We start from the raw sequence: 25,827 nt of genomic DNA, 5'->3' as shown, positions 1-25,827 counted from the left end.
GCCCGCCCCATGAGTCTGTTTCTATTCAAGCGCATCGCCACGCTGATCGGCACCCTGATCGGCGCCTCGGTCATCGTTTTCCTGGTCCTCGAGATCCTGCCCGGCAATGCCGCGCAGATGCTCATGGGCCCCGACGCCTCGCCCGACGCCGTCGCCGCCCTGGCCACCAAGCTCGGCCTCGATCAGCCCGCCTGGACCCGCTACTGGCACTGGATCGCCGGCATGCTCACCGGCAACCTCGGCGACTCCTACGCCTACAGCTCGCCCGTCATCGACCTGATCCTCGAGCGCCTGGCCCTCACCGTGCCGCTGGCCGTGATGGCGATGAGCCTGACAGTCGTCATCGCATTGCTCGTGGGCGTGACCGCCGCCGCTCGCCACAACAAGCTCGGCGACGTCGGCCTCATGGGCATGGCCCAGGTCGGCATCGCCATTCCCAACTTCTGGTTCGCGATCCTGCTGATCCTTGTGTTCTCGGTGCAGCTGCAGTGGTTTTCTGCTGGTGGCTTCGAGGGCTGGGGCGAAGGCATCTTCGCGGGATTGAAATCGCTGCTGTTGCCGGCCTTGTCGCTGGCCGTGGTGCAAGCGGCGATCCTCGCGCGCATCACACGCTCGGCCGTGCTCGAGGTGATGCGCGAAGACTTCGTTCGCACGGCCCGCGCCAAGGGCGTGTCGCAGCGCATGGTGCTGTGGACCCACGTGCTGCGCAACGCGATGATCCCCGTCATCACCGTCATGGGCATGCAGTTCTCCGAGCTGCTGGCCGGCACCATCGTGGTGGAGAACGTGTTCTACCTGCCGGGCCTGGGCCGGTTGATCTTCCAGGCCATCAGCAACCGTGACCTGATCGTGGTGCGCAACTGCGTGATGCTGCTCGCGGCCATGGTGGTCATCGTGAACTTCGTGGTCGATGTGCTCTATGCCGTCATCGACCCGCGCATCAAGGCGAGCGACATATGAGCGCCATTCTCTCTCCCCTGGCGCCCGCTTCTGCCGCGCCCCTCGCGCCCGGCTTCTGGCGCCGCGCGGTCAAGCACCGCAGCTTCGTCATCGGCGGCGTGTTCGCGCTGCTGCTGTTGCTGGCCGCCTTGATCTCCTTCGTCTGGACGCCCTGGTCCCCCTACGCGATGGACATGGCGAACAAGATGCAGGGCCCCTCGGCCACGCACTGGCTCGGCACCGATGCCTTCGGACGCGACGTGGCCTCGCTGCTGCTCGTGGGTGCGCGTGCGTCCATCCTCGTGGGCGTGATCGCCGTGGGCATCGGCCTTGTGGTCGGTACGGCGCTGGGCCTGCTCGCTGCGGCGAGGCGCGGCTGGGTCGAAGAGGCGGTGATGCGCCTGTCGGACTTCACACTCGCCTTCCCCGCCATCCTCTCGGCCATCATGATGACCGCCGTGTTCGGCGCCGGCATCGTCAACGCCATCGTCGCCATCGGCATCTACAACATCCCGACCTTCGCGCGCATCACACGCGCCTCGGCCAACGCGATCTGGTCACGCGAGTACGTGGCTGCCGCACGCGCCTGCGGCAAAGGCAGCTTCGCGATCACGATGCAGCACGTGCTGCCCAACATCTCGGCCGTGCTGATCGTGCAGATCACGATCCGCTTCGCCATCGCGATCCTGGCCGAAGCGGCGCTGTCGTATCTCGGCCTCGGCACGCAGCCGCCCCAGCCCTCATGGGGCCGCATGCTCAGCGAAGCCCAGACCCTCATGTTCCAACAGCCGCTGCTGGCTGTCTTCCCCGGCATGGCGATTGCCCTCGCGGTGCTCGGCCTGAACCTGATGGGCGACGGCCTGCGCGACCTGCTCGATCCGCGCCTGGCGCGCGCGAGGTAAGCAAGCACGTCATGGCACTTCTCAAAGTCAACGACCTCCACATCGGCCTGCAGACGCAACGCGGCCCGGCCGAAGCCGTGCGCGGCATCTCCTTCTCGCTGGAACGCGGCGAAACGCTGGGCATCGTCGGCGAATCGGGCTGCGGCAAGTCGATCACCGTGATGTCGCTCATGGGCCTGCTGCCGTCCACCGCGAAGGTCACAGGCAGCATCCGCTTCGATGGCACCGAGCTGGTCGGGCGCGATGAAAAGGACATGTGCCAGATCCGCGGCAACCGCATCGGCATGATCTTCCAGGAGCCGATGACAGCGCTGAACCCGGTGCACACCATCGTGCGCCAGGTCGGCGAGCCGCTGCGGCTGCACCGCGGCCTGTCGAAGGCGCAGGCGCGCAAGGAGGTGCTCGCGCTGCTCGACCGCGTCGGCATTCCCGATGCCGCCTCGCGCCTCGACGCGTATCCGCACCAGTTCTCCGGTGGGCAGCGCCAGCGCATCGGCATCGCGATGGCGCTGGCCTGCGGGCCCGACCTGCTGATTGCCGACGAGCCCACCACCGCGCTCGACGTGACGATCCAGAAGCAGATCCTCGAGCTCATTCAGGGCCTTGTGGCCGAGCGCGGCATGGCGCTGATCCTCATCTCGCACGACCTCGGCGTGATCTCGCAGACAGTCTCGAAGATGCTCGTGATGTACGGCGGCAGCGTGGTCGAGAGCGGCCCGACCGATGCCGTGTTCGCCAAGCGCGCCCACCCCTACACCCAGGGCCTCTTCGCCGCGCGCCCCGCCATCGGCGCACCACGCGGCCTGCGCCTGGCGACCATCCGCGGCAGCGTGCCCGAGCTGGTCGACCTGCCGCCGGGCTGCCCGTTCGCGGGCCGCTGCGCGTACACGGTGGATGCCTGCCACGCCACGCGGCCGTCCGCCACGGTGCTGCCGCCGGACCATGCGGTGCGCTGCATCCGCCTCGAAGAAATTGCGGCCGAACAAGCCGTCGCACCATGAATTCATCGCCCCCGCTGTTGCAGGTGACCGACCTCGTGCGGCACTACGCATTGCCGCGCGAAAAGCTCTTCGGCCCTCCGCCCACCGTAAAGGCGCTCAACGGCGTGAGCTTCGAGGTGCAGGCCGGCAAGAGCCTGGGCATCGTCGGTGAATCGGGTTCGGGCAAGTCGACCATCGCGCGCCTCGTGATGGCGCTGGACACGCCGACCTCGGGCAGCGTCGCGCTCGAAGGCCGCAACCTGCACACGCTGTCGAAGGCCGACCTGCGCACCGCGCGGCGCGACTTCCAGATGGTGTTCCAAGACCCCTACGGCTCGCTCGACCCGCGCCAGACCGTCGCACGCATCGTCGCCGAACCGCTCGAAGCACTCGCGCAAACCAGCCGTGCCGAACAGCGCGAGCGCGCATCGGAAGCGCTCGCTGCCGTAGGCCTGCGCACCACCGACCTCGACAAGTACCCGCACGAGTTCTCGGGCGGCCAACGCCAGCGCATCGCCATCGCACGTGCGCTCATCACGCGCCCCAAGCTCATCGTGGCCGACGAGCCCGTGAGCGCGCTCGACGTGTCCGTGCAGGCCCAGGTGCTCAACCTCATGCAGGACCTGCAGCAGCAGTTCGGCATCAGCTACCTGCTCATCAGCCACGACCTCGCGGTGGTCAACCACCTGTGCGACGACGTGTGCGTGATGTTCAAGGGCCAGATCGTGGAGCAGGGACCGCCGGCCGATCTGTTCCACCACGCACAGCACCCGTACACCCGCACCTTGCTGTCGGCGGTGCTGCACACGCCGCCCGGCGGCACGCTGCGCGCGGACTGAAGTCTCGGGGCGCGGCCTCGGACACATCGGTCATGAGCATCTGCTGGCGCAAGCGCCTGGCTTCGCGCAAGATCGCTCGCCCATCCGGGAACGTCCCGAGGAAATACCGCCTGCGCCGGCGCGCACCGGAGGGCCTGCTGCGAGAGAATCATTCGCTGCACGTGGCATCTTTCGTGCTGTGTGTCTTTCTTTCGTGGCGCTGCGCTTCCCCCTGGGGCACGGTGCGCGCCGAAGCAGTCATTCGACATTGACCGTTTTCCGGAGATCACCCCGTATGTTGAACCGTCGCACCCTCCTTACCACCGCCGGCGCCACTGTCGCCCTGGCCACTCCGCTGGCCGGCATGGCGCAGGGCCGGAAGGACGCCATCGTGATCGGCATGGCCCTGGAGCCGCCGGGCCTGGACCCGACCACCGGCGCCGCCGCCGCCATTGCCGAGGTCGTGCAATACAACATCCTGGAAACGCTGACCAAGATCAACGTCGACGGCAGCGTCACGCCGCTCTTGGCCGAGAGCTGGGAAATCTCGCCCGACCTGAAGACCTACACCTTCAAGCTGCGCAAGGGCGTCAAGTTCCAGAACGGCGAGCCCTTCAACGCGTCCACCGTCAAGTTCGCCTTCGACCGCGCCGGCGGCGAGAAGAGCACCAACAAGGACAAGCGCACCTTCGCCAACCTCGCCACGCAAGTGGTCGACGAGCACACGGTCGTGGTCATCAACAAGGAGATCGACCCCGACCTGCCCTTCGTGCTGGGCCAGGCCACGGCCGCCATCGTCGAGCCCAAGAGCGTCGACACCAACGCCACCAAGCCGATCGGCACCGGCCCCTACAAGCTGGACAGCTGGGCCAAGGGCTCGTCGATCACGCTGAGCAAGTGGGAAGGCTTCCGCGCACCCGCCGTCGCGAAGATCAACAAGGTCACCTTCCGCTTCATCTCGGACACCGCCGCGCAGGCCGCTGCCGTGCTCTCGGGCGACGTCGATGTGTTCACGCGCATCGGCACGCGCGCCGTGCCGCAGTTCCGCAGCAACCCGCAGTTCCAGACCATCCTGGCCGGTTCGCGCGCCAAGACCATCCTCTCGATCAACAACAAGAAGAAGCCGCTCGACGACGTGCGCGTGCGCCGCGCCATCCTCGCGGCCATCGACCGCAAGGCCTTCATCGAGGGCGCGGCCGACGGCCTGGGCGTGCCGATCGGCAGCCACTACGTGCCGGGCGCCGCGGGCTATGTCGACACCACGGGCATCAACCCCTTCGACATCGAGAAGGCCAAGAAGCTGCTCGCCGAAGCCGGCGTGAAGACCCCGCTCGAACTGCGCATGACCCTGCCCCCGCCGCCGTATGCGCGCCAGGGCGGCGAAGTCATCGTGGCCCAGCTCGCCAAGATCGGCATCAACGTGAAGATCCAGAACGTCGAGTGGGCGCAATGGCTCAGCGGCACCTACGGCAACAAGGACTACGACCTGTCGATCATTTCGCACGTCGAGCCCTTCGACCTCGGCAACTACGCCAAGCCCGACTACTACTGGGGCTACCAGTCGAAGGCCTTCGACACGCTGTTCGACAAGATCAAGTCCACCGGCAACGCGGCCGAGCGCAACAAGCTGCTGGGCGAGGCGCAGAAGCTGCTGGCCACCGACGCGGCCAACGGCTTCCTCTACCAGCCGCAGTTCCCGACCGTGGCCAAGAAGAACGTCAAAGGCCTCTGGAAAGAGAACCCGATCTTCGTGAACGACCTGTCCGCGCTGTCGTGGGGATGAGCCCCGCAGTGTCCGACCCTTCATTGCCTTCGTTGAGCGACCTGTCGGCGCAGGAACTGTCCGCGGCCTACCGCGAGAAGCGCCTGTCGCCGGTCGAGGTGACGCGCGCCGTCATCGCGCGCATCGAGCACTGCGAGCCCCGGCTGCAGGCCACGTGGCTGTTCCGGCCCGAGGCTGCGCTGGAGCAGGCGCGTGCCTCGGAGCAGCGCTGGCAGCGCGGCGACGCGCGCGGTCCGCTCGACGGCGTACCGACCACCATCAAGGAAAACATCGCCACGCGCGGTGACCCGCTGCCTGCGGGCACCGCCGCCGTCGACCTCATGCCCGCCGCAGCCGACGCCCCGCCGGCCGCGCGCCTGAAGGAGGCCGGCGCCGTCATCGTCAGCAAGACCACCATGCCCGACTACGGCATGCTGTCGTCGGGGCTGTCGAGCTTTCACACGCTCGCGCGCAACCCCTGGGACCTGAGCCGCACGCCGGGCGGTTCCAGCGCCGGCGCCGGTGCGGCCGCGGCGGCGGGCTACGGCCCGCTGCACCTGGGCACCGACATCGGCGGCTCGCTGCGGCTGCCCGCCAGCTGGTGCGGCATCTTCACGCTCAAGCCCAGCCTGGGGCGCATCCCGATCGATCCGCCCTACATGGGCCGCACCGCCGGCCCCATGACGCGCACCGTCGGCGACGCTGCGCTCATGATGCAGGCGCTGGCCCGGCCCGACGCGCGCGACAGCATGAGCCTGCCCGCGCAGGACATCGACTGGGCCGCGTTCGACGTCGCCCCCGACCACCTGCGCGGCCTGCGCATCGGGCTGCTGCTCGACGCCGGCTGCGGCCTCGCGGTCGAGCCCGAGATCCAGGCCGCGGTCGAGCTGGCTGCGCGCCTGTTCGAAAAGGCCGGTGCCATCGTCGAGCCGATGCAGCCCTTCATGTCGCAGGCCCTGCTCGACGGCATGGACCACCTGTGGCGCATGCGCTCGCTCGTGGACCTGAAGGCCCTGCGCCCCGACCAGCGCGCCAAGGTGCTGCCCTACATCCGCGAATGGGCCGAGAGCGCCGCGGAGTTCAGCGGCGAGCATGTGTTCCGCAGCTTCAGCCAGTTCCACGCGACGCGCGTCACGACGGTGAACGCCTGCGCCCGCTTCGACTACGTGATCTCGCCGGTGTCGCCCAACATGCCGGCGGCGGCCGAGGCGCCCTCGCCCACCAACGACCCGCTGCGGCCGCTGGAGCACATCGGCTTCACGGTGCCGTTCAACATGTCGGAGCAGCCGGCCGCGTCGGTGAACTGCGGGTACTCGGCCGGCGGTCTGCCGATCGGGCTGCAGATTGCGGGACAGCGCTTCGATGACCTCGGCGTGCTGCGCGTGGCGCGCGCGTTCGAGCAGATCCGGGAAGTGCAGCGGCCCTGGCCGCGAGTTGCTCCGGACTGATCGAATCGGTCCAGGTCGAGTCGGACGCTGCTCCGACTCGACCCGCAGCGCGCCCATCCGTGCATCGCTGCAAGCACCATCGTCGAATCCTCTCGCCTTCGTGAAGAACTGCCTGCGCAGGGAGCACATGCTCCCCGCACAATGCGCCCTCGCCTCACACCTTGTCACAGGTTGAGGCCACAAGAGCGCACAGCGCCGGTCAGTCAAACAACAGGGAGGAAAACGCAATGTTCATGCGTCGCTTTGTCGCGTTCGCGGCTTCTGGTTCAGACCCCGCGCGCCATCGATTGGCCGTGACCACAGCGGGAGGCTAGCCAATGGCCCCCCTCCCCCAAGCATCCGTCTGCGACTGCAGCGAGCCCTCGCCAAAGCTGGCGTTGATCCTTTACCCCAGCCTGGGGACTCCTCTGCTGATCGGGCCGCACCAGAAGAAGTGCAGTCTCTTCATTGCAGCGGAATCGCTCGGTTTCGCCACGAGCAGCGATGGGAGAACCACGTTGGACAAACGTGGACGGGTGAGCCTCCTGCCCAGCGACGCATCAGCGACCGTCGCGCGCCATCTTCGACTCGTGGCAATGAAAGGGGCGAAGCCTGACACTGACATTCAAGTCGGCGCACTGACCGGCGACGGCCGAGACTGCGCTATCGCGAAAACAGCCATCAAGGTCTGGCGGGTCGCCAAGTTCGAGCCTGGCGCCATCATCTACAACCAGAAAGGCGAAGTGTTCGCCACCGTCAGTCCGCAGGCCGTCAAGGCGTTCGGTGCCGCCGGCTTTCCAGGAGGCGATATCTACGAAGTGGAACTCGACCTCGCCCGGTTGAGCATCAAGCCAGAGAGCGCTGAGTTCAAGAGCTTCGCCTGGATGGTGAAGCCTACACAGGCCCAGAAGAACGACTACCCATCGCTGTGCAAGGGCGGCACGGTCCACGCGCAGGACTTGCTGGTCGAAACCTTTCTCTCTCGGCAAATCACGAGTCGGTCGCATCGTCACCAAGCCACCAACGCGCCCGCCGTGATGCGGCGCGGCAAGGAAGCGGCCTTGATGGAATATGACGTTCCACGAACCGCCCGTTCCGCACAATCGCTGTTCACCGAGACCGATGCGCGCCTCGCCGCATGGCATCCGGTCATCCGCCTCGCCAGCGACGCACCCTTGAAAGTCGGGCACCTGAGCGATGTGCATATCAATGTGCGGCACAACGCACTGGCCAAGTCGCCTGCGCATGTGATCGAAGACAGCCAGTTCACCAAGGGCCAACGACCTGCAGTGGGTGAGCTCGTGTGCAACACCTTCAACGCACTCAAGGCCTTGTTCGATCAGGTGGGTGCCAACAAGCGTCCCGACACCATGTTGCTGCTCACAGGCGACCTGATCGACTTCAATCGCAACATCGACCCCGCCAAGGTTCCGGACCGGCGCATCGGGGAGCAATGGAAACTCTTCAACGTCCTGAACCGGCTCAATGATCCCGCGAACCCCGAGCTGTACCCGCGCGGCCAGGACGACATGCTGGCCTACAGCCTGGTGCGCTATGCGTACAACGAGCTCAAGTTGCCTGTGTTCATGACGACGGGCAACCACGAGGCCTACGACATCGCCTATGGGGTCTATCCGCGCGTCGGCGTCTGGGGCATGACGCTCGGCGCCATGGAAATCCTGCAGGCCGAGATGCGCAAGACGCTCGCGCAGTGGGCACAGCTGCTGGCAGCGCATGATGCCTGCGACCGCCAGATCGACAGCATTCAGAGCACATTCGATCGGTCGGCTCAGCAACGGGGCGAGGACACACACGCTGCGCTGCGATCGGTCCGCCAGCAGAATCAGGCCGCACTCGAAGGGCTTCGGGTCAGCAGCAACACCGCCGCCGCCAATGCCAAGGCCGCGCTCGACGACTACCTGCGCCAGACCCGGGCAGGGCAACCCAAGGTCGCGTCGCCTGAGCCTGCCCTGAAGTCGTCCGGCAACGGTCTTGCTGCACAGGCGTGGGGTATCTATCACGCCGCACTCCAAAGCGCCAAACAAGCCGTGGCCGACGCAACCAATGCCGGCATCAGTGCACTCTGGAGCACGTACACAAGCGCCGTCAGCACAGTCGGTCATGGCGCGATCGGCCTCGGCCAGAGCGCCGGAGATCTGGGCATCCAGCTGGCTGATCTCGCGGATGACCTAGGCACCCGCGTGAGGGACCTCGGCGTGAGTGTCGGCGTCGTGCAGGCGCAGGCTGTGGCTGCACACATGGCGACGTCGTCACATCTTGCGGTCAGCGTCGCGCGCGTCAGCGTGCAGGCCGCACTGCAAGCCAACAAGGAAATGCTCACCACGTTGGATGCGTCAATTGACGCACACAGAAAAGACGTGGAAGGCGCCAGCAAGTTCGCGGGTCTGCAAGCCAATCCGGGCATCTCGGCAGATCACAACATGACGGTGTTCGAAGCCACGCTGGCCTACGGACCGACCTATGGGCAGACGTGGACCAGCCTGAACTTCTCCACCGCCAACTTCGACTGGTTCAGCGTGCTCTTCACACCGCTGTCCGATTTTTGCATCGCAATGCCCACAGAGCCCGATGCGACGCGACTTCCCCAGCAGGTTCTCGTCGGTCTTGCGTGGGGCGAAACAGAGAACTTCATGAACGTCGAAGGCGCCGCGAAGCTCGGTACCGACCGCCATGGCGCAATGATCCTGCCGCGCGCCAGTGCGAGCATCGATGCAGCCCAGCAGGCTGTGCTGCGTCAGGCTTTGGCACTGAAGGGCAACACGAACGCCCCGCTCGTGGTCGCCAGCCACTTCACGATGATCAACTACAACGCTGCGGCCCTCCAGGAAGAGCTGAGCTTCGTTCCCCACGACGGGCCGCGCGGACTGACCTCAGCCGGCTTCAACAATGCCAACTTCGGCACCTGCGAGCGCAATCTCAAGTGGTACTTCGCGCATTGCGCCAGCGTGCCCGGACAGCCGACACGCGTCGACTGGCACCTTAGCGGGCACAGCCACCGTAGCGCGCTCTACACCATCAATCAAGGTCGCAACGCCCTTGGCGCCGGCACGATCACCGTCACGTCCCGGCGCGATCCCGGCATGTACAAGGACGGACTCACAGCGTATGCCCGTAGCGGTACGCAATTCGTGGTGAGTTCATGCGGCGGCCCTATCGGTGTCCAGAACCTTGCTGGCGAACTCAACGGCCACACGCTGCGCCCACCCGCAGGCAGCCTGCTCGATTGCAGCGAACGCAACCTCCGGCAAATCAAGACCCAACGCACCGGTCGCGACACAGGCACTCGTTACAACGAGGTGCCACGCCTGGCGGTTGCCCTGGATTACCTGCACGTGCTGCAACCGGACAACGCGCCAGTGCATTTCGCGTGGGGATCTCGGACAGGGCTGCTGAACAAAGAGCGCGCTGACACCGTGAAAGTGCTGTTGAACGATCAAATGAAGAAGCTGGACTGCATCGCGGCGATGAAGGTCTGGATTTTTGAGGGTGGTCGTGTGGACGAGAAGAAAAAACCCAAGCCCTCAACCTGGCACTGCCTGACTCCGGAGTTCAAGCGCGCAGAGACCGGGGGCGCATTGCGCTTCACCTCGGCAGACCTGAAGAAACTGGCAGAAGCCATGGTGACGACCTCCACACGCCCCGCTGTGGGTGGCGCTGCGGGCCTGTCCAAAGGTGCGGGGGTTCTATTCATGCAGCGAGTGACGCAAGCCTTCTGCGAGGTCATCCTGAAGAAGCCCACGATCGCTCTGTACACCACGGGCCCCGAAAAGGGAAAGGCCACGCCCGATTGGAGTGCTGACATGAAATGGGAAAACGATCCGTGGATATTTCCGCTGGAGATCGGGACATCCCTGGTGGGGTCGAACGCGTTCGACTTCATGCAGCGCAGGAGCGGTGAGCATGGGCAAGTGCCGGATTGGGATTTCTTGGCGAGTCACTACAGGGACAAGGGATACCTGAGCAGGCATGAGGCGATCGGCATCAACAAGAACTAGCACATTGAATGAATCGTCGCTCGCTCCTTACCTCAACGCTGTCCCTTTTCAACAGCGTCGCGCTCATTCCTCTCTTCGGATGCAATATGACTACTCGAAACATTCGCAGCTTCGGCAAGACATTCACCTATCTGAAAGACCCGGAGCACCGCACACGGGAGATGGGGAATGCACCGCTTCTCATTGAAAAAGCAATGTTCTCCGGTGAGCAGTTTGACGATCAAATATGGAAGAACATTCGATTCGTTGATTGCGAGTTCTCTGGTGCGTATGAGATTCGACTTTCCGGCTTGCAGGAATGTCGATTCGAACGCTGCCGATTTCACGATGCTGTAATTGGATGGGGCACCGCAGAGCAAGTGACTTTCTTCGACTGCCATGTCACAGGAGACAGCAATATCGCCGGTGATGTTGGAAGCAAGGATGTTCGATTCGAGAGCTGCAACTTTCAAGGACCAGGATCGGACCCCAATCAATGGGGGACCATCGGCACCTACGGCCAGACAGAGTTCATCAAATGCAGCGCAAGATGGTTCTCGATGTTCGGATTTTCCCGAACATCCCTCCGCGATTGCGTCGTCGAAGAGGGCGAAATACGTACGGACAGTGATGCCAACAGTGGCCCCAACTTTCAGCGGTCGGATGTTCTGATCGAGAGCTGCAAGCTACGCGGAACGTTCGATCTGGTTGCAGCCGACCTTCAGTCTCTGACCATCCGTGACACCGTGCTAGACCATCTCGACCTCACCAATGCCACGATCAAAGACGATCTGGTGATCGAGCGAGTCAGGGGTGGCGCCATTCAAGTCGGCATCAAGGAAGCCGCGCGTGCCTTTTCCATGAAGGACAGTCAGATTCACGGCAACGGGATCTCCGTCTGCTATGTCTATGCCGGAGCCTTTGACTCCGTTCTCATAGAACGTTGCATCTTCGGCGGCGACGTCACCAAGCCAGTGATCATCGCAGGCGGCTTCGACCCGGACAACAAGGAAACTCAGCCGGTGATGACACGACGCCTTACGCTACGCGACAACAGGATTCCCTTTCTCTGCTCCGGATATCTCAATGCAGGTGATGTCGTGATCGAGGGCAACACCATCGAGTCGCTTGACCTTCAGAAGGGCCGCCTCGATTCATTGGAAATCACGGGCAACACGATCACCCGCTCGGTGAACTTCACCGGCACTCAAGCCAAGAAAAGCAAGGTGCAACACCTCGCCAAAGGTCAAGCCAAGCTCGACGGTTCCAACATCCAGCTGAATTGATTTCCTCACCCACTTCCTGTTGGCTTACCCCAGCTGCGACGACAGCATCTCCCGCGCCCGCGTCACGAACGCGGTTTCGCCCCGCCGCGCGGGCAACCACTGGAACGCCACGCGAGGCAACGCCGGCAGCCCATGCGGCGGCGCGAGCCGCGCGATGCCCTCCGCGATCGCCGATTCGTTGAGGCAGGCCACGCCCAGGCCCGCGGCCAGGGCCGACTGCAGACCCGCCACGCCCGACGCCACGTGCGCCAGCACGTAGGGCACGCGGCGGCGGCGCAGCAGGGCCACGGTGAACTGGTGCAGCGAGCAGGTGTCGGGCAGCGCCAGCAGCCGCACGGGCTCGCCGCGCACCACGCGCAAGCCGGCCGCACCGAGCCAGGCCAGCGATTCGCGCCACAACACCGCACCATTGCCGGCCGCTGCTGCATTGGCGCCCGCGATGTTCATCGCCAGCCCCACGTCGAAATCGCCATGCGCATAGGCGGCACGCAGCGCATCACTCTTCAGGATGGTCACGTGCAGCCGCACCTGCGGATAGCGCTCGCCGAGCCGGCCCAGCAGGCGCGTGAGGTCGCCGGGGCGGAAGTAGTCGGTCACGGCCAGCCGCAGTTCGCCCTGCAAGGTTTCGCCGCGCAGGTCGCGAAAGGCCTCGTCGCTCAGCGCGAGGAGGCGCCGCGCATGGCCCAGCAGCCGCATGCCCGCTTCGGTGGGTACCACGCCGGCCTTGCTGCGCGTCAGCAGCGACTGGCCGGCGCGCTCCTCGAGCTTGCGGATCTGCTCGCTCACCGAGGACTGCGACAGGCACACGCGCGGCGCCGCGGCCGTGAGGCTGCCGGCGTCGGCCACCGCCACCAGGGTGCGCAACTGTTCGAGGTCGAAGCCTTGCATGGTGTCTGCCTATCCATTCTATTATCCGATGGATTCCATCATATCTTCCCGCTTTTCCGATGACCAGGCAGTGCCCACAATCACCCCATCGACCACCCGATCTTCACCCCCCAAAGGAGTTCACCATGCCCCACATCGTCGTCCACCTCTCCGGCCAGCCTGACGCCACCCTCACCCGCAAGACCGTCGACACGGTCGCCGAGCTCACGCAGAGCGTGCTCGGCAAGGCGCTGCCGGTCATCGCCATCACGGTGCAGTACATCGCCGCCGACAGCTGGTTCATCGGGGGGCAGTCGCTGGCCGAACTCGGCAAGTCGGCCTTTCACCTCGACATCAGCGTGACCGACGAGACCAACACCAAGGCCGAGAAGGCGCGCTACCTGCGCGAGGTGTACGCGGCCATGGCGGCGCTGCGGCCCACCCTGCACGAGGTCTCGTACATCCACGTGATCGATGCGCGCGGTGCAGCCTACGGCTATGGCGGCAAGACCCAGGAGTACCGCCACCAGCAAGCAGGTGTCTGAGAAGACTTGAAAGACGCCGAGAGGGCGTGGCACCATGCCGCCATGCCCTCTCACGGAACCCCGCACGCCGCCGACAGCCTCGGCAATCCGCTCACGCTCGACGACGCCGCCAGCCTTGCGTTGGTCGACGACTTCGTCATGGGCTTCATTTCGACCGAGGCGCGCGCCGTGAACCTGCTGGCGCTGGCCGAGCGCGATGCCAGCCCGATCGTGCAGGCCTACTGCGCGACGCTGCACCTGTTCGCCGAATCGCGCGAAGCCGCCGCCAATGCGCGGCCCTTCCTCGACAAGGCCCGCGCCGGCGCTGCGCGCGCCACGCCGCGCGAGCAGCGCTACATCGCCGCGGTCGAAGCCTGGGCCGACGACGACATCGCGCGCGCCATCACGCTGCATGCCGAGCAGGCGCGCGAGCATCCGCGCGACCTGGTGTCGGTCAAGCTCGGCCAGTACCACTGCTTCAACACCGGCGACTGCCCCGGCATGCTGCGGCTCGCGCTCGCGGCGCTGCCGGCCGCGGCCGAGGTGCCCTACGTGCACGGCATGGCGGCCTTCGGCTACGAGCAGTGCCACCTGCTGCGCGAGGCCGAGGCCAGCGCGCGCCGCGCGATCGGCCTGTGCCGCAAGGAGCCGTGGGCGCACCATGCGCTGGCGCACGTGATGCTCACCGAAGGCCGGCTGGCCGAGGGGCTGGCGTTCATGCACAGTGTGAGCGACACCTGGACCGGGCTCAACTCCTTCATGGTCACGCACAACTGGTGGCACGTGGCGCTGTTCCTCATCGACCTGGGCCGCGACGCCGAAGCGCTCGCCGTGTACGACGAGCACGCCTGGGGCGTGGTGAAGGACTACTCGCAGGACCAGATCGGCGCCGTGTCGCTGCTCGCGCGGCTTGAGCTCGCGGGCATCGACGTCGGTGCGCGCTGGGATGACGTGGCCGACCACCTGCGGCAGCGCCAGACCGACCATGTGCTGCCCTTTCTCGACCTGCAGTACCTCTACGGCCTGGCGCGCGCCGGCCGGCCCGAGGCCGAAGTGCTGCTGCACAACATCGAGGCCTTCGCGCCCGTCGCGCCGGCGTCCACGCGCGCCGCGTGGCAGCGCGTGTGCGTGCCGGCCGCGCGCGGCCTCGTGGCCCATGCGCGCGGCGATGTCGCGGGCGCGGTCGAGGGCCTGGGCATCGCCCTGCCGCGCATGATCGAGATCGGCGGCAGCCACGCGCAGCGCGACCTGTTCGAGCAGCTCTATCTCGACGCGCTGGTGCGCACGGGCACCGAGTCCGCACTCGCAGGCGCGCAGGGCCTGCTGCAGCAACAGCTCAACGGCCAGCCCGAATCGCTGCGGCTGCGGCGGCAGGCTGATGCGGTCTACGCGCGGTTGGGTCTGGGGCAGCTCACCAGGGCGTGAGCGGTTCGCCACCCATGCCTTCCGGTCATGGGGCGTGGCGCAAAAGGAATTAACGGCCGCGCGGGAGCGACTCCTAAACTGGCCGCTCCTCCCCTCTCCTCCTGTTCGCCCATGCAGCGCTCTCTCGTCACGCTGGCCGTTCTCGCGGCCCTCGCCTCGCCCTTTCACACCACCGCCACAGCCGCCGACGCCCCCGTCGAACTCGACCTGCTGCTGCGCGGCGGCACCGTCTACACGGGCGACAGCGACACGCCCGTGGTCGGCGACGTCGGCATCGCGGGCGACCGCATCGTGTTCGCGGGCCGCGCCATGCCGGCGCAGTTCCGCGCGCGCCGCACCATCGACGCCACCGGCCTCGTGGTGGCGCCCGGCTTCATCGACGCCCACACGCATGCCGACGCCGACCTGCTCTCGAACGACGCACGCAAGCGCCTGAACATTCCGTTCGTCACGCAAGGCGTGACCACGGCGGTGATCGGCAACGACGGCTTCGGCGGCTACGACATCGCGGCGCAGACGCAGAAGCTGCGCGCCGTGCCGGTCGGCACCAACGTCGCGATGTACGCGGGCTTCGGCCCCCTGCGCATCAGCCAGCTCGGCGAGGCCAACCGCGCCCCCACGCCCGCGCAGATGAACGCGATGAAGCAGCACCTGAGCCGCGCGATGTGCGATGGCGCGCTCGGGTTGTCGACCGGCCTGTTCTACCCACCGCAGAATTTCTCGAAGACCGAGGAGGTCATCGAACTCGCGAAGGTGGCGGCCGCGCACGGCGGCCTGTACGACAGCCACATCCGCGACGAGGCCATGTACAACGTGGGCCTGAAGGGCTCGATCGACGAGGTGATCCGCATCGGCCACGAGGCGAAGTTGCCGGTGCACGTGGCGCACATCAAGGCGCTCGGCGTGGCCGTACAGGGCCAGAGCGGCGACATCATCCGGCGCATCGAGAAGGAGCGCGCCGCGGGCCTGGACATCACGGCCGACCACTACCCCTGGACCGCGTCGAGCACGCGCTTCTCGGCCGCGCTGCTGCCGCCCTGGGCCAACGAAGGCGGCCGTGCCGCGACGCTGCAGCGCTTCGACGACGCGGCGCAGCAGGAGCGCCTGCGCAAGGACATGCGCGAGAACCTGCGCCTGCGCGGCGGGCCCGAGGCCATCCTGTTCTCGGCCGGCAGCACGAAGTACGTGGGCAAGACGCTGGCCGACGTGGCCAAGGCCTCCAACGCCGACCCGGTCGACGCCGCCATCGCCGTGCTGCGCGACGGCGACCTCATGATCGCCTCGTTCAACATGAGCGACGACGACGTGCGCGCCTTCATGAAGCGGCCCTGGGTCATGACCTCGTCCGACTCGTCGCTGGGCCATCCGCGCGCCTACGGCACCTTTGCGCGCAAGTACGACCAGTACGTGGTGAAGGAGCGCGCGATCTCGCTGGCGCAGTTCATCCGAAGCAGCACCTCGCTCACGGCCGACACGCTGGGGCTGGTGCAGCGCGGCCACCTGCGCCCCGGCTATCACGCCGACGTGGTGGTGTTCGATCCGAAGCGCTTCGCGGCCAAGGCCACCTACACGCAGCCGACGCTGCTGTCCGAAGGCGTGGTCACGGTGCTGGTGAACGGCCGCCTTGCGGTGGACGGCGGCCAGCCCACAGGCGTGGGCGCCGGCGTGCCGCTGCTGCGCACGCCGAAGTCGGGCAGCTGCCCGGCCTGATCCGAAGACTCAGTCTTTCTTCAGGTGTCGCCGCTGGTCGTAGGTCGGCTGCGGCGGCAGGTCGGCGAGGTGGCGCGTGTCGGCCCACTCGACGATCTCGATGGCGTCCGGCGCGGCCGGGTCGGCGATGCGGATGCGGTTGAAGCCCGCGTTCGGGATCTCGCTCTGGCGCGGGCCGCTGAGGCTCAGCCCGCGTGCGGTGCGCCACACCATGTCGAGCACGCCGCCGTGGGTGACGACGATCAGGCGCTGGCCGCGGTGCGCGGCGGCGACCGTGCCGAGCGCGCCGATCACGCGCGCATGGAACTCTCGCGCACTCTCGCCCTGCGGCATGGCATGGTCTTCGCGGAACTCCAGCCACTCTTCCCAGGCGCGCGGATGCTGGCTCTGGATCTCGTCGGCCCGCATGCCTTCGACCACGCCGAAGTGCTGCTCGCGCAGCGCCACCGAAGTGACCACCTCCAGCGCCAGCTGCTGCGCCGCGGGCGCCGCGGTCTGCTGGGCGCGCATGAGGTCGCTGCTGATGAGGTGCTGTGCCGTCTCGCCCGCCAGACGCAGGCCGAGGCGGCGCGCCTGCTCATGGCCGATGTCGTTGAGCGGGACGTCCGCATGGCCCTGGAAGCGCAGCTCGCGGTTCCAGGCGGTTTCGCCGTGGCGGATCAGGATGAGGTCGGTGGAGGCGGAGTCTGGGGTGTTGGTGGACATTGCATGCATTGTCCCCCGAGTGCATGACATGCCGGCTTCGTGCCAACCCGCTGTTGCACGACTGCCACCTCGCACACGCCGTCCGATCGCGCAGAATCGGCCCATGCCTCAACTTGTCCTGCTGCCCGGCCTTGCCTGCGACGAACGCCTCTGGGAGGCCCAGTTGCCCGCCCTGCCCGCCGCCTTCGGCGCCCGCGTGAGCGACGTCCAGACGCGCCACGACACCATCGAAGGCATGGCCAGCGCCGTGCTACGCGAACACGACGGCCCGCTGGTGCTGTGCGGCGCGTCGATGGGCGGCATGGTCGCGATGGAAGCGGCGCGCCAAGCGCCTGAGCGCATCGCCGGGTTGATGCTGCTGGGCACCAGCGCACGGCCCGAGACGCCCGACATGTTCACGCTGCGCGAAGGCGCCATCGAATGGTTCGAGCGCGGCGAGGTGCGCGAGATCATCGAGCCCAACGTCGCCTTCGCCTTCCATGCCGTGCAGGCTGCCAACCCGGCGCTGGTGCAGCGTTATCTCGACATCGTGCTCGGCGCCGGCGCGGCCCAGCTCATCCGACAGAACCACGCCGTGATGCGCCGCCCCGACGCGCGCACGCACCTGGCCTTGCTGCGCGCACCGGTGCTGCTGATGTGCGGCGACGACGACCGCCTCGCGCCGCCCGAATGCACCCGCGAGATGGCGGCGCTGCTGCCGCGCGCCGAGGTGGTGTGGGTGCCGCAGTGCGGCCACATGCTGACGATGGAGAAGCCTGCCTTCGTCAACACGGCGCTCAACGCCTGGCTGGGCAAGCACTTCCCAAGCACTTGAGAGCCTCGGTCAGTGCAACTGGCCGCCGGTTTCCGCGACGTCCTGCTTCACCGCGAGTGCGGTCTTCACGGTGATGCGCAAGGCATCGACCAGCGTCTCGAGCGCCATGCTCGGCGCGCCCGGAAAGCGCGCCGCCTGCGCCGGCAGGTAGGGAATGTGGATGAAGCCACCGCGCACGCCCTTTGCGATCGCATGCGTCGCGATGCGGTGCATCAGCCCGTAGAAGAGGTGGTTGCACACGAAGGTGCCCGCGCTGTTCGACACCGAAGCCGGCACGCCGCCCGCGCGCAGTTCGCGCACGATGGCCTTCACGGGCAAGGTCGAGAAGTAGGCGGCCGGCGCGCCGGTCACCACCGGCACGTCGATCGGCTGGCGGCCGAGGTTGTCGGGCACGCGGGCGTCGTCGACGTTGATGGCGATGCGCTCCGGCGTGAACTCGGCACGGCCACCGGCCTGGCCGATGCAGATCACCAGCGTCGGCTGAAGCTCGTCCATCGCGCGGTCGAGCGCGTCGAGCGCCTCGCCGAAGACGCAGGGCACGAGGCGCGCATGCACCGTGGCGCGGCCGCACTTCCAGCCGTCGAGCGTGCGCACGGCCTCCCATGACGGATTGAGCAGCTCCTGCTCGAAGGGCTCGAAGCCCGTCAGCAAAACGGTGGGAGAAGCGCGCTTCGCCAGCATCGCGTTCAGGCCATCGCGCGGACGGTGATGCCTTCCTGCTGCAGCCGCTCGCGGATGCGCCGCGCGAAAGCCAGCGCGTGCGCGCCGTCACCGTGCAGGCACACGCTCTGGGCGTTGACCGCCACGGTGCTGCCGTCGATGGCGACCACGCGGTGGTCGCGCACCAGCGACAGGGTCTGCGCCAGCGACTGCTCTTCGCTCTCGATGAGCGCGCCGGGCTGGCTGCGCGGCACGAGGCTGCCGTCGGGCATGTAGCCGCGGTCGGCGAACACCTCCTCGACGGGCTGCAATCCGGCACGGCGGGCCGCGTCGATCATGTTGCTGCCCGCGAGGCCGAAGAACTTGAGCGAGGGATCGAAGCGGCGCACCGCCTCGCACAGCGCCTCGGCCAGTTCGGGCTCTTTCACCGCCTGGTTGTAGAGCTGGCCGTGCGGCTTCACGTGCGCGAGCCGGCCGCCCTCGGCCTTGACGATCGCGGCCAGCGCGCCGACCTGGTAGAGCACGTTCGCCACGATCTCGTCGGGTGGCAGGTGCATGGTGCTGCGACCGAAGTTCTCGCGGTCGGGAAAGCTCGGGTGCGCACCGATCGCCACGCCGTGCGCCATGGCCCAGCGCACGCACTGCTGCATGGTCTTGGCGTCGCCCGCGTGCCAGCCGCAGGCGATGTTGGCGGAACTCACGAGGCCGAGCAGCGCTTCGTCGCTGCCGGCGCCTTCGCCGAGGTCGGCGTTCAGGTCGATCTGCATGGGATGTTCTCCGTCTCGTGGGGCAGGTGCGGGGAGCAACCTGCGCTGACCGACAGTCTAGGGCCTGCTCACGCTATTTCTGGCGTCGCGAAGGTCTGCCACAGCGGGCCAATCAAGGCGCGTGACGCCGCGTGTGCATGCGCACACGCAAGGAGCGCAACGCCGAGTGGCCCGCTGTGGCAGACCTTCCCTCCGGGTTGGCCGGCAAAGGGGCCGTCTGCGGCGTTGCCCGCGCTTGCAAGGCAGAAGCCTTGCTGCGCACGCGCGCCTTGCAGCCAGCCCCTTTGCCGGCCAACGCGACGCCAGAAATAGCGTGAGCAGGCCCTAAGCCGCGCCGGGCCAGCCCGCAGCGGCGAGCCCTTGCGCCACCTGCGCCAGGTAGCGCTGCTGCTCGGCCCAGGCCGCAAGCGCATGCGTGAGGTCGGTGCGCACCAGCCGCAGCCGGCCGCCGAGCGGCGCCTGCGCGAGTTTCCAGAGGTCGGCGCGGATCACCACGCCGATGCGCGGGTAGCCGCCGGTGGTCTGCGCGTCGCCCATGAGGATGATCGGCTGGCCCGAGGGCGGCACCTGGATCGTGCCGGGAATCACGCCCGACGACAGCATGTCGCCGGCCGCCTTGCGTTGCAATTCAGCGCCGGCCAGCCGGCTGCCCATGCGGTTGCTCTGCGGCGTGATGCGCCAGCGCTCGTTCCACAGCAGCGCCTGCGCGTCGGGTGTGAAGAACTCGAACTCGGGGCCGGGCAGCACGCGCAGCGCGAGCGCGCCGTCGGCCTCGGCCGTGCCCCAGTCGGGCGCGCGCAAGCCGAAAGGACGGCGCCCGCCTTGATCGGCATCGAGCCGCGAAGCGCCCAGTGCGAGCCGGTCGCCCTTGCGCAGCGCGCGGCCTTCGTGGCCGCCGAAGCCGGCCTTGAGGTCGGTGCTGCGCGAGCCGAGCACGGGCGCCACGTCGATGCCGCCCGCCACCGCGAGCCAGCTGCGCAGGCCGGCCTTCGGCGTGCCGGGCGCGTTGGCGCCGGCGAGCCGCAGCGTCTGGCCGGCGCGCACGGGCACGCTCCAGCAGGGCCACAGCGGCATGCCGTCGAGCGTGGCACCGAAGTCGTCGCCGGTGAGCGCGATGCGGGTGTCGGACTCGAACTGCAGCTCGCAGCCGCCCATGGTGAATTCGATGCCCGCCGCCGCGTCGGCGTTGCCGACCAGCCGGTTCGCCAGCGTGAGCGCGAGCATGTCGAGCGCGCCGCCCGGGCAGATGCCGAGCTGGCGCAGGCCGGGCCGTCCGAGGTCCTGCACCGAGGCATGCACGCCGGGTTTGCGCACGAGGATCATGTCTGCAAGCTTTCGACGACGAAGCGCACGCGGTCGCCGGGACGCAACAGCGTCGGTGACTCCGCCGACGGATCGAACAGCTCGAGCGGCGTGCGGCCGATGAGCTGCCAGCCGCCCGGCGACACCAGCGGGTAGATGCCGGTCTGCTCGCCACCGATGCCGACGGAGCGCGCGGGCACGGCGGTGCGCGGTTCGGCGCGGCGCGGTGTCGCGAGCTCGGGCGACAGCCCGCCCATGAAGGCGAAGCCCGGCAGGAATCCGAGCAGGTAGACCACGTAGTCGCCGCCGCTGTGGCGACGCACCACCTCGGCCGCCGACAACCCGGTGTGGGCGGCCACGTCGGCGAGGTCGGGGCCGTGCTCGCCGCCGTAGGCCACGGGAATCTCGATGCGCCGCCCTTCGGCGGCATGGGCCGCGAGCCCCGGCCAGGCCTGGAGCACGCGCGCCGCGAGTTCCTCGAACGCCACGGCGGTCGGGTCGAAGGTCAGCGTGAGGTTGTTCATGCCCGGCAGCGCCTCGCCGACGCCGGGCCAGGCCAGCACCTCGGCGGCCAGCGCCCAGATGCGCTGCTGCTGCGCCAGCGTGGCGGGCGCAGGCAGGTCGCACACCAGCGCCGCATCGCCCAGCGGATGCAGGCGGGGCAAGGGGGCGTTGTTCACCTCAGCGCAAAGCCTGGGCGCGGGTCATTCTCTGCCCAGGCTGCGAACCTTGGCCGTGAGCTGCTGCTCGACGTTCGGCGAGACGAACTTGTTGACCTCGCCGCCGAGCATGGCGATCTCGCGCACGAAGGTGCTGGAGATGAACTGGTACTTGTCGCTTGGCGTAAGGAACACAGTCTCGACGTCGGGCATCAGCGAGCGGTTCATGCCGGCGAGCTGGAACTCGTAGTCGAAGTCGGTCACGGCGCGCAGGCCGCGCACCATGGCCTTGCCGCCGCGCGCGACGACGAAGTCGCGCAGCAGGCCCGAGAAGCTCTCGACCGTCACCTGGTCGCTGTAGGGCTTCACCGCCTCGCGGGCCATGTCCATGCGCTCGGAGAGCGTGAACAGCGCCTTCTTGTGGTGGCCCGCCGCGACAGCGACGATCACCTTGGAGAAGAGTTGGGTTGCACGCCGCACCACGTCCTCGTGACCGAGGGTGATGGGGTCGAAAGTGCCGGGATAAACCGCGATCACGTTGCTGGCCATGGTTGGTTCTTCCTCATGCTGCCGGTGCGGCTTGTCCGGCGGATTATGCAGGCACGGACTCGGCGCGCCGCAGCAGATGGGCATGCACGGCGCCGGCCTTCAGGTAGCGGAATTCCACGAGGCCCAGCGCAGCGAGTTCTTCGGCGGCCCAGCGGCGCGGCGCCTCCAGGTAGATCGCGCCATCGGCATGCAGCGCGCGCGCGGCGGCGCGCAGGGCCGGCTCGTACAGCGCGACGGTCTCGAAGGGCGGATCGAGAAACACGGCCTGCAGGCTGCCCGCCGCCGCACGTTCGAGCGCGGTGACACCATTGCCGCGCTCCACGCGCACGGCCTTGGCCGAGAGCTTGGTCTTGGCGGCCTCCAGTTGAGCGACCAGCGCGGCATCTTGCTCGCACAGCAGCACGTTGGCCGCGCCGCGCGAGGCGGCTTCGAGGCCGAGCGCGCCGGTGCCTGCGAAGGCGTCGATGCAGTGCCAGCCCGGCAGCGCACCACCGCCCACGCCGGCCAGGCTCGCGAGCCAGTTGAACAGCGTTTCGCGCACGCGGTCGGGCGTGGGGCGCAGGCCGGGCTTGTCGGCCACGGCGAGGCGGGTGCGCTTCCACTCGCCGCCGATGATGCGGACCTCGCTGGGCCGCGACGGGCGCTTGGCGGCAGGGGCGCGCGAGACGGGCGCGGCGGCGTTCTTTTTTGTGGGCTTCTGGGGCATGCGGCGAGCTTAACGCCGCAGGTGGCCCCACTTCACTCAGTAGCCCGTGAACGCGCGCCGGGCAAGGAAGGCCGCCAGCACGAGCATCGTGCCGCCGATGAGCGCATCGAGCATCTGCCAGGCGCGCGGCCGTGCGAACACCGGCGCCAGCAGCCGCGCGCCGAAGCCCAGCGCGGTGAACCACAGCACGCTGGCCAGCGTCGACCCGGCCACGAACCAGAGCTTGAGCGCGCCCGGGTACTGCGCCCCGGCGCTGCCCACGAGCAACACGGTGTCCAGGTAGACGTGCGGGTTCAGCAGCGTGAAGCCGGCGGCCTGCGCGACCACCGCGGCGCGCGAGTGCGAGGCGCCCTGCGCCGCCGTCTGCAGCGCGCCCGGCTGGCGCGAGCGCCACAGCGCGCGCAGGCCGTAGCCGCAAAGAAAGGCCGCGCCGAAGGCCGCGAGCAGCGTCGCCAGCATCGGCCGCCCCTTCAGCGCCTGCGCCATGCCGGCCACGCCCGCCGCGACCAGCACCGCGTCGCAGGCGGCGCAGAACAGCACCACCGCGCTCACGTGCTCCCGGCGCAAGCCCTGGCGCAGCACGTACGCGTTCTGGGCGCCGATGGCGACGATGAGCACCAGGCTCATGAAGAGCCCGTTGAGGAAAGCGGTGGAGATGTGGACGGCGGTCATGGTCCGAGCTTGCCGCCCGCACATCGTTAAATCAAACTAAACTTTCTAACTTCAATTCAGTTTTACTTCATTCGCCACGATGCTCGACTACGCCGCCCTGCACGCCCTCGCCGCCGTGGTGCGCGAAGGCAGTTTCGAGCGCGCCGCCCGCGCGCTGCACGTCACGCCCTCGGCGGTGTCGCAGCGCGTGAAACTGCTCGAAGAGCGCACCGGCGGCGCGCTGCTGGTGCGCGGCCAGCCCTGCGTGGCGACCGAGGCCGGCCTGCAGCTGTGCCGACACGTCGAACGCGTGGGCATGCTGGAGCACGAGCTGCGCGAGGCGCTGCCCGCGCTCGGCATGGGCAGCGGCGAGGCGCACGAGCGGGTCACGGTGCGGGTGGCGGTCAATGCCGACAGCCTCGCGACCTGGTTCATGGCGGGGGCCGCGGCCTTTGCCGCGCAGGCACCCGACGCCCTGCTCGACCTCACGGCCGACGACCAGGATCACACGGCCGAACGGCTGCGCAGCGGCGCCGTGCTCGCGGCTGTCACCGCGCTGGCCCAGCCGGTCACCGGTTGCAACAGCGAGGCGCTGGGCACCGTGCATTACGTGGCCGCCGCGAGCCCCGGATTCGTGGAACGGTATTTCGCCAAGGGCGTGGGAGCGCGCACGCTGGCCGACGCGCCGAACCTGGTGTTCGACCGCAAGGACCGGCTGCAGGCGCGCTGGGTGCGCCGCATCTGCCATCGCAACGTGGAAACGCCGCGCCACTGGGTGCCCTCCCCCGCCGCCTTCGTCGAGGCGGCCTGCCGCGGCATGGGCTGGGGCATGCACCCGACCAGCATGGTGGCCGACGCCTTGCGCGACGGCACGCTGGTCGAACTGGTGCCCGGCGCGACGCTGCAGGTGCCGCTGTACTGGCAGCAGGCGCGCGCGGCGCCCCGCTTGCTGGAGCAGCTCGGCGCCGCCGTGCGCGCCGCCGCGCGCAGCGGGCCGCACGCGCTGGCTTGATCGCTTATTAGGGCGCGGCCTGCTTGCCGCCCACCACCACCGTCACCATGCGCTGCGGCTGCAGCTTGCGGCCGAACGCGGCCTTGATGTCGGCGGCCGTGACCGCGTTCATGCGCGCGGTCCAGGTGTCGAGGTAGTCCAGCGGCAGGCCGTACCAGGCGATGTTGGCGACGTTGCCGATGAGCTTGCGGTTGCTGTCCAGCAGCAGCGGGAAGCCGCCGATCAGGTTGTCCTTCGCGGCCTTCAGCTCCTTCTCGGTCGGGCCTTCGGCCACGAACTTGGCAAGCACCTCACGTGAGACCTTGGTCGCCGCGTCGGCCTGGTCGGGCCGGGTCTGGAAGCCGATGCGGAAAGCACCTGCGTCGAGCCCCGGCGCAAAGCCGCTGTAAACGCTGTAGGCCAGGCCGCGCTTCTCGCGCACCTCTTCGGTCAGCCGCGAGACAAAGCCACCGCCGCCGAGCACGTAGTTGCCGAGCGTGAGCGCGAAGTGGTCCGGGTCCTGGCGCGGGTAGCCGGGCTGGCCGATGAAGACGTGGGCCTGCGCCGAGTCGAACGCAATGCGCTCGTCCTTCGGCGCCGTGAGCGCCACCACCGGCGCGACGGCCGGCAGCGGTGCGCAGGCGGCGGGGCTGGGCAGGCGCGACAGCAGCGTGGTCGCGAGCGACTCGGCCTCGGCGCGCGTGACCGCGCCCACGATGCTGAGCTTGGCGCGGCACGGCAGGATCAGCTGCTCGTAGCGCTGGCGCATGGCGGCGGTGTCGATGCGCGCCAGCGTCTCTTCGGTCACTTCCTGGCCATAGGGATGCGTGCCGTACACGGCCTGTGCGAAGGCGCGGCCGACCACGGTCGCGGGCTTGGTGTTGGCTTCCTTGATGGCGGCGTTGATGCGCTCGCGTTCGCGCGTCCAGATGTCGTCGGGGAACGAGGGCTCGCCGATCTCGCGCGCGGCCAGGGCCACGGCCTTGGTCAGCAGCGCCGGGTCGGACAGCGTGCGCAGCGTGTAGCTGGTGCGGTCGGTGCCGGCGCTCACGTCGAAGCTGGCGCCCAGATCGGCCCAGGCCTCGCCCAGCGCGTTCTGGTCGAGCGCGGGCTCGCCGTTGCGGCCGGCGCGCACGCCCTTCTCGACCATCGCGGCGCTGGTGCTGGCCAGCCCGGCCTGCACGGCCGGATCGCGCCGGCTGCCGGCGTCGAAATCGATCTGCACGTCGACGATCGGCAGCGCGTTGGTCGACACCAGGTACACCTTGGCGCCGTTGGCCAGCGTCCAGTGCTCGATGGGCAGCGCGGCCTGCGCACTGCCCATGCCGAACAGCGCGGTGATGCCCGCCAGGAGGGCGGTGCTTGCAAATTTGTGGAGGTTCTTCATG

At 68.1% G+C, this 25,827-nt stretch carries 24 protein-coding genes; 14 read left to right on the top strand and 10 right to left on the bottom strand.

Annotated elements, in window-relative coordinates; all coding sequences use genetic code 11:
* Positions 1-9: 9 nt before the first annotated feature.
* The 9 genes from GFK26_RS12315 to GFK26_RS12275 all read left to right on the top strand — a co-directional run bounded on the left by GFK26_RS12315 (position 10) and on the right by GFK26_RS12275 (position 12,109).
* Positions 10-960, top strand: a complete 951-nt coding sequence (locus tag GFK26_RS12315; RefSeq protein ID WP_153282212.1) for an ABC transporter permease — start codon at positions 10-12, stop codon at positions 958-960.
* On the top strand, positions 957-1,841 hold the full coding sequence (locus tag GFK26_RS12310) for an ABC transporter permease (RefSeq protein WP_153282211.1): 885 nt from the start codon (positions 957-959) through the stop codon (positions 1,839-1,841). Before GFK26_RS12315 ends, GFK26_RS12310 begins: the two co-directional genes overlap by 4 nt.
* Positions 1,842-1,852: 11 nt before the next feature.
* Positions 1,853-2,842, top strand: coding sequence for an ABC transporter ATP-binding protein (locus GFK26_RS12305; RefSeq protein WP_153282210.1), 990 nt, complete (start codon positions 1,853-1,855; stop codon positions 2,840-2,842).
* On the top strand, positions 2,839-3,660 hold the full coding sequence (locus tag GFK26_RS12300; protein ID WP_153282209.1) for an ATP-binding cassette domain-containing protein: 822 nt from the start codon (positions 2,839-2,841) through the stop codon (positions 3,658-3,660). Before GFK26_RS12305 ends, GFK26_RS12300 begins: the two co-directional genes overlap by 4 nt.
* A 32-nt stretch (positions 3,661-3,692) precedes the next feature.
* Positions 3,693-3,911, top strand: coding sequence for a hypothetical protein (locus GFK26_RS12295; protein WP_153282208.1), 219 nt, complete (start codon positions 3,693-3,695; stop codon positions 3,909-3,911).
* Between the two features lie 23 nt (positions 3,912-3,934).
* A complete protein-coding gene (locus GFK26_RS12290; RefSeq protein WP_153282207.1) occupies positions 3,935-5,422 on the top strand; it encodes an ABC transporter substrate-binding protein in 1,488 nt (495 codons plus the stop codon).
* On the top strand, positions 5,419-6,849 hold the full coding sequence (locus tag GFK26_RS12285) for an amidase (protein WP_153282206.1): 1,431 nt from the start codon (positions 5,419-5,421) through the stop codon (positions 6,847-6,849). The genes GFK26_RS12290 and GFK26_RS12285 overlap by 4 nt, the downstream gene beginning before the upstream one ends.
* Positions 6,850-7,166: 317 nt before the next feature.
* Positions 7,167-10,844 carry a metallophosphoesterase gene (locus tag GFK26_RS12280; RefSeq protein WP_153282205.1) on the top strand — a complete coding sequence of 1,226 codons (3,678 nt, stop codon included), beginning with the start codon at positions 7,167-7,169 and terminating at the stop codon, positions 10,842-10,844.
* Between the two features lie 8 nt (positions 10,845-10,852).
* Complete coding sequence (locus tag GFK26_RS12275; RefSeq protein WP_153282204.1) at positions 10,853-12,109, top strand: hypothetical protein; 1,257 nt, start codon at positions 10,853-10,855, stop codon at positions 12,107-12,109.
* Between the two features lie 24 nt (positions 12,110-12,133).
* Here the strand turns inward: GFK26_RS12275 and GFK26_RS12270 are convergent, their stop codons facing one another.
* Entirely contained in the window at positions 12,134-12,997 is an 864-nt protein-coding gene (locus GFK26_RS12270) for a LysR family transcriptional regulator (RefSeq protein WP_153282203.1), read from the bottom strand.
* A 125-nt stretch (positions 12,998-13,122) separates the two neighbouring features.
* Between GFK26_RS12270 and GFK26_RS12265 the strand changes: the two genes are divergently transcribed.
* From GFK26_RS12265 to GFK26_RS12255, 3 genes are all read left to right on the top strand, one after another.
* On the top strand, positions 13,123-13,521 hold the full coding sequence (locus GFK26_RS12265) for a tautomerase family protein (RefSeq protein ID WP_153282202.1): 399 nt from the start codon (positions 13,123-13,125) through the stop codon (positions 13,519-13,521).
* 42 nt (positions 13,522-13,563) lie between these two features.
* Positions 13,564-14,925: a tetratricopeptide repeat protein gene (locus GFK26_RS12260; RefSeq protein WP_153282201.1), complete on the top strand. Its 1,362-nt coding sequence runs from the start codon at positions 13,564-13,566 to the stop codon at positions 14,923-14,925.
* A 111-nt stretch (positions 14,926-15,036) separates the two neighbouring features.
* The gene (locus GFK26_RS12255) at positions 15,037-16,635 is read left to right on the top strand and encodes an N-acyl-D-amino-acid deacylase family protein (protein WP_153282200.1); all 1,599 of its coding nucleotides are present in this window, start codon (positions 15,037-15,039) and stop codon (positions 16,633-16,635) included.
* A 9-nt stretch (positions 16,636-16,644) separates the two neighbouring features.
* On the opposite strand, the gene GFK26_RS12250 is transcribed toward GFK26_RS12255, so the two are convergent.
* Positions 16,645-17,340 (bottom strand): histidine phosphatase family protein, encoded by a 696-nt coding sequence (locus GFK26_RS12250; RefSeq protein WP_153282199.1) that lies wholly within the window; start codon positions 17,338-17,340, stop codon positions 16,645-16,647.
* Positions 17,341-17,443: 103 nt separating this feature from the next.
* Between GFK26_RS12250 and GFK26_RS12245 the strand changes: the two genes are divergently transcribed.
* A complete protein-coding gene (locus tag GFK26_RS12245; protein WP_194274074.1) occupies positions 17,444-18,154 on the top strand; it encodes an alpha/beta fold hydrolase in 711 nt (236 codons plus the stop codon).
* 9 nt (positions 18,155-18,163) lie between these two features.
* On the opposite strand, the gene pcp is transcribed toward GFK26_RS12245, so the two are convergent.
* The 7 genes from pcp to GFK26_RS12210 all read right to left on the bottom strand — a co-directional run bounded on the left by pcp (position 18,164) and on the right by GFK26_RS12210 (position 23,469).
* Entirely contained in the window at positions 18,164-18,835 is a 672-nt protein-coding gene (pcp, locus tag GFK26_RS12240; protein ID WP_194274073.1) for a pyroglutamyl-peptidase I, read from the bottom strand.
* 5 nt (positions 18,836-18,840) lie between these two features.
* Positions 18,841-19,581, bottom strand: a complete 741-nt coding sequence (gene pxpA, locus GFK26_RS12235; RefSeq protein ID WP_153282198.1) for a 5-oxoprolinase subunit PxpA — start codon at positions 19,579-19,581, stop codon at positions 18,841-18,843.
* Positions 19,582-19,905: 324 nt separating this feature from the next.
* Positions 19,906-20,904 carry a biotin-dependent carboxyltransferase family protein gene (locus GFK26_RS12230; protein ID WP_153282197.1) on the bottom strand — a complete coding sequence of 333 codons (999 nt, stop codon included), beginning with the start codon at positions 20,902-20,904 and terminating at the stop codon, positions 19,906-19,908.
* Entirely contained in the window at positions 20,901-21,548 is a 648-nt protein-coding gene (gene pxpB / locus GFK26_RS12225; protein WP_101490189.1) for a 5-oxoprolinase subunit PxpB, read from the bottom strand. Before pxpB ends, GFK26_RS12230 begins: the two co-directional genes overlap by 4 nt.
* Positions 21,549-21,587: 39 nt before the next feature.
* The gene (coaD, locus tag GFK26_RS12220) at positions 21,588-22,091 is read right to left on the bottom strand and encodes a pantetheine-phosphate adenylyltransferase (RefSeq protein WP_062481439.1); all 504 of its coding nucleotides are present in this window, start codon (positions 22,089-22,091) and stop codon (positions 21,588-21,590) included.
* 43 nt (positions 22,092-22,134) lie between these two features.
* Complete coding sequence (locus GFK26_RS12215) at positions 22,135-22,797, bottom strand: RsmD family RNA methyltransferase (protein WP_153282196.1); 663 nt, start codon at positions 22,795-22,797, stop codon at positions 22,135-22,137.
* A 36-nt stretch (positions 22,798-22,833) separates the two neighbouring features.
* Positions 22,834-23,469, bottom strand: a complete 636-nt coding sequence (locus GFK26_RS12210) for a LysE/ArgO family amino acid transporter (RefSeq protein WP_153282195.1) — start codon at positions 23,467-23,469, stop codon at positions 22,834-22,836.
* 79 nt (positions 23,470-23,548) lie between these two features.
* Here GFK26_RS12210 and GFK26_RS12205 point away from each other — a divergent pair, with 79 nt between their 5' ends.
* Complete coding sequence (locus GFK26_RS12205; RefSeq protein WP_153282194.1) at positions 23,549-24,460, top strand: LysR family transcriptional regulator ArgP; 912 nt, start codon at positions 23,549-23,551, stop codon at positions 24,458-24,460.
* 7 nt (positions 24,461-24,467) lie between these two features.
* On the opposite strand, the gene GFK26_RS12200 is transcribed toward GFK26_RS12205, so the two are convergent.
* A complete protein-coding gene (locus GFK26_RS12200) occupies positions 24,468-25,826 on the bottom strand; it encodes a M16 family metallopeptidase (RefSeq protein WP_153282193.1) in 1,359 nt (452 codons plus the stop codon).
* Position 25,827 lies beyond the last annotated feature (1 nt).

It is taken from the genome of Variovorax paradoxus, from assembly GCF_009498455.1.
Taxonomy (GTDB): Bacteria; Pseudomonadota; Gammaproteobacteria; order Burkholderiales; family Burkholderiaceae_C; genus Variovorax; species Variovorax paradoxus_H.
This window is presented reverse-complemented; position numbering and strand designations above follow the sequence as displayed.

Coding starts and splice junctions, on each gene's coding strand:
- GFK26_RS12315 (WP_153282212.1), top strand. CDS start 10: ATGAGTCTGTTTCTATTCAAGCGCATCGCCACGCTGATCGGCACCCTG.
- GFK26_RS12310 (WP_153282211.1), top strand. CDS start 957: ATGAGCGCCATTCTCTCTCCCCTGGCGCCCGCTTCTGCCGCGCCCCTC.
- GFK26_RS12305 (WP_153282210.1), top strand. CDS start 1,853: ATGGCACTTCTCAAAGTCAACGACCTCCACATCGGCCTGCAGACGCAA.
- GFK26_RS12300 (WP_153282209.1), top strand. CDS start 2,839: ATGAATTCATCGCCCCCGCTGTTGCAGGTGACCGACCTCGTGCGGCAC.
- GFK26_RS12295 (WP_153282208.1), top strand. CDS start 3,693: ATGAGCATCTGCTGGCGCAAGCGCCTGGCTTCGCGCAAGATCGCTCGC.
- GFK26_RS12290 (WP_153282207.1), top strand. CDS start 3,935: ATGTTGAACCGTCGCACCCTCCTTACCACCGCCGGCGCCACTGTCGCC.
- GFK26_RS12285 (WP_153282206.1), top strand. CDS start 5,419: ATGAGCCCCGCAGTGTCCGACCCTTCATTGCCTTCGTTGAGCGACCTG.
- GFK26_RS12280 (WP_153282205.1), top strand. CDS start 7,167: ATGGCCCCCCTCCCCCAAGCATCCGTCTGCGACTGCAGCGAGCCCTCG.
- GFK26_RS12275 (WP_153282204.1), top strand. CDS start 10,853: ATGAATCGTCGCTCGCTCCTTACCTCAACGCTGTCCCTTTTCAACAGC.
- GFK26_RS12270 (WP_153282203.1), bottom strand. CDS start 12,997: ATGCAAGGCTTCGACCTCGAACAGTTGCGCACCCTGGTGGCGGTGGCC.
- GFK26_RS12265 (WP_153282202.1), top strand. CDS start 13,123: ATGCCCCACATCGTCGTCCACCTCTCCGGCCAGCCTGACGCCACCCTC.
- GFK26_RS12260 (WP_153282201.1), top strand. CDS start 13,564: ATGCCCTCTCACGGAACCCCGCACGCCGCCGACAGCCTCGGCAATCCG.
- GFK26_RS12255 (WP_153282200.1), top strand. CDS start 15,037: ATGCAGCGCTCTCTCGTCACGCTGGCCGTTCTCGCGGCCCTCGCCTCG.
- GFK26_RS12250 (WP_153282199.1), bottom strand. CDS start 17,340: ATGTCCACCAACACCCCAGACTCCGCCTCCACCGACCTCATCCTGATC.
- GFK26_RS12245 (WP_194274074.1), top strand. CDS start 17,444: ATGCCTCAACTTGTCCTGCTGCCCGGCCTTGCCTGCGACGAACGCCTC.
- pcp (WP_194274073.1), bottom strand. CDS start 18,835: ATGCTGGCGAAGCGCGCTTCTCCCACCGTTTTGCTGACGGGCTTCGAG.
- pxpA (WP_153282198.1), bottom strand. CDS start 19,581: ATGCAGATCGACCTGAACGCCGACCTCGGCGAAGGCGCCGGCAGCGAC.
- GFK26_RS12230 (WP_153282197.1), bottom strand. CDS start 20,904: ATGATCCTCGTGCGCAAACCCGGCGTGCATGCCTCGGTGCAGGACCTC.
- coaD (WP_062481439.1), bottom strand. CDS start 22,091: ATGGCCAGCAACGTGATCGCGGTTTATCCCGGCACTTTCGACCCCATC.
- GFK26_RS12215 (WP_153282196.1), bottom strand. CDS start 22,797: ATGCCCCAGAAGCCCACAAAAAAGAACGCCGCCGCGCCCGTCTCGCGC.
- GFK26_RS12210 (WP_153282195.1), bottom strand. CDS start 23,469: ATGACCGCCGTCCACATCTCCACCGCTTTCCTCAACGGGCTCTTCATG.
- GFK26_RS12205 (WP_153282194.1), top strand. CDS start 23,549: ATGCTCGACTACGCCGCCCTGCACGCCCTCGCCGCCGTGGTGCGCGAA.
- GFK26_RS12200 (WP_153282193.1), bottom strand. CDS start 25,826: ATGAAGAACCTCCACAAATTTGCAAGCACCGCCCTCCTGGCGGGCATC.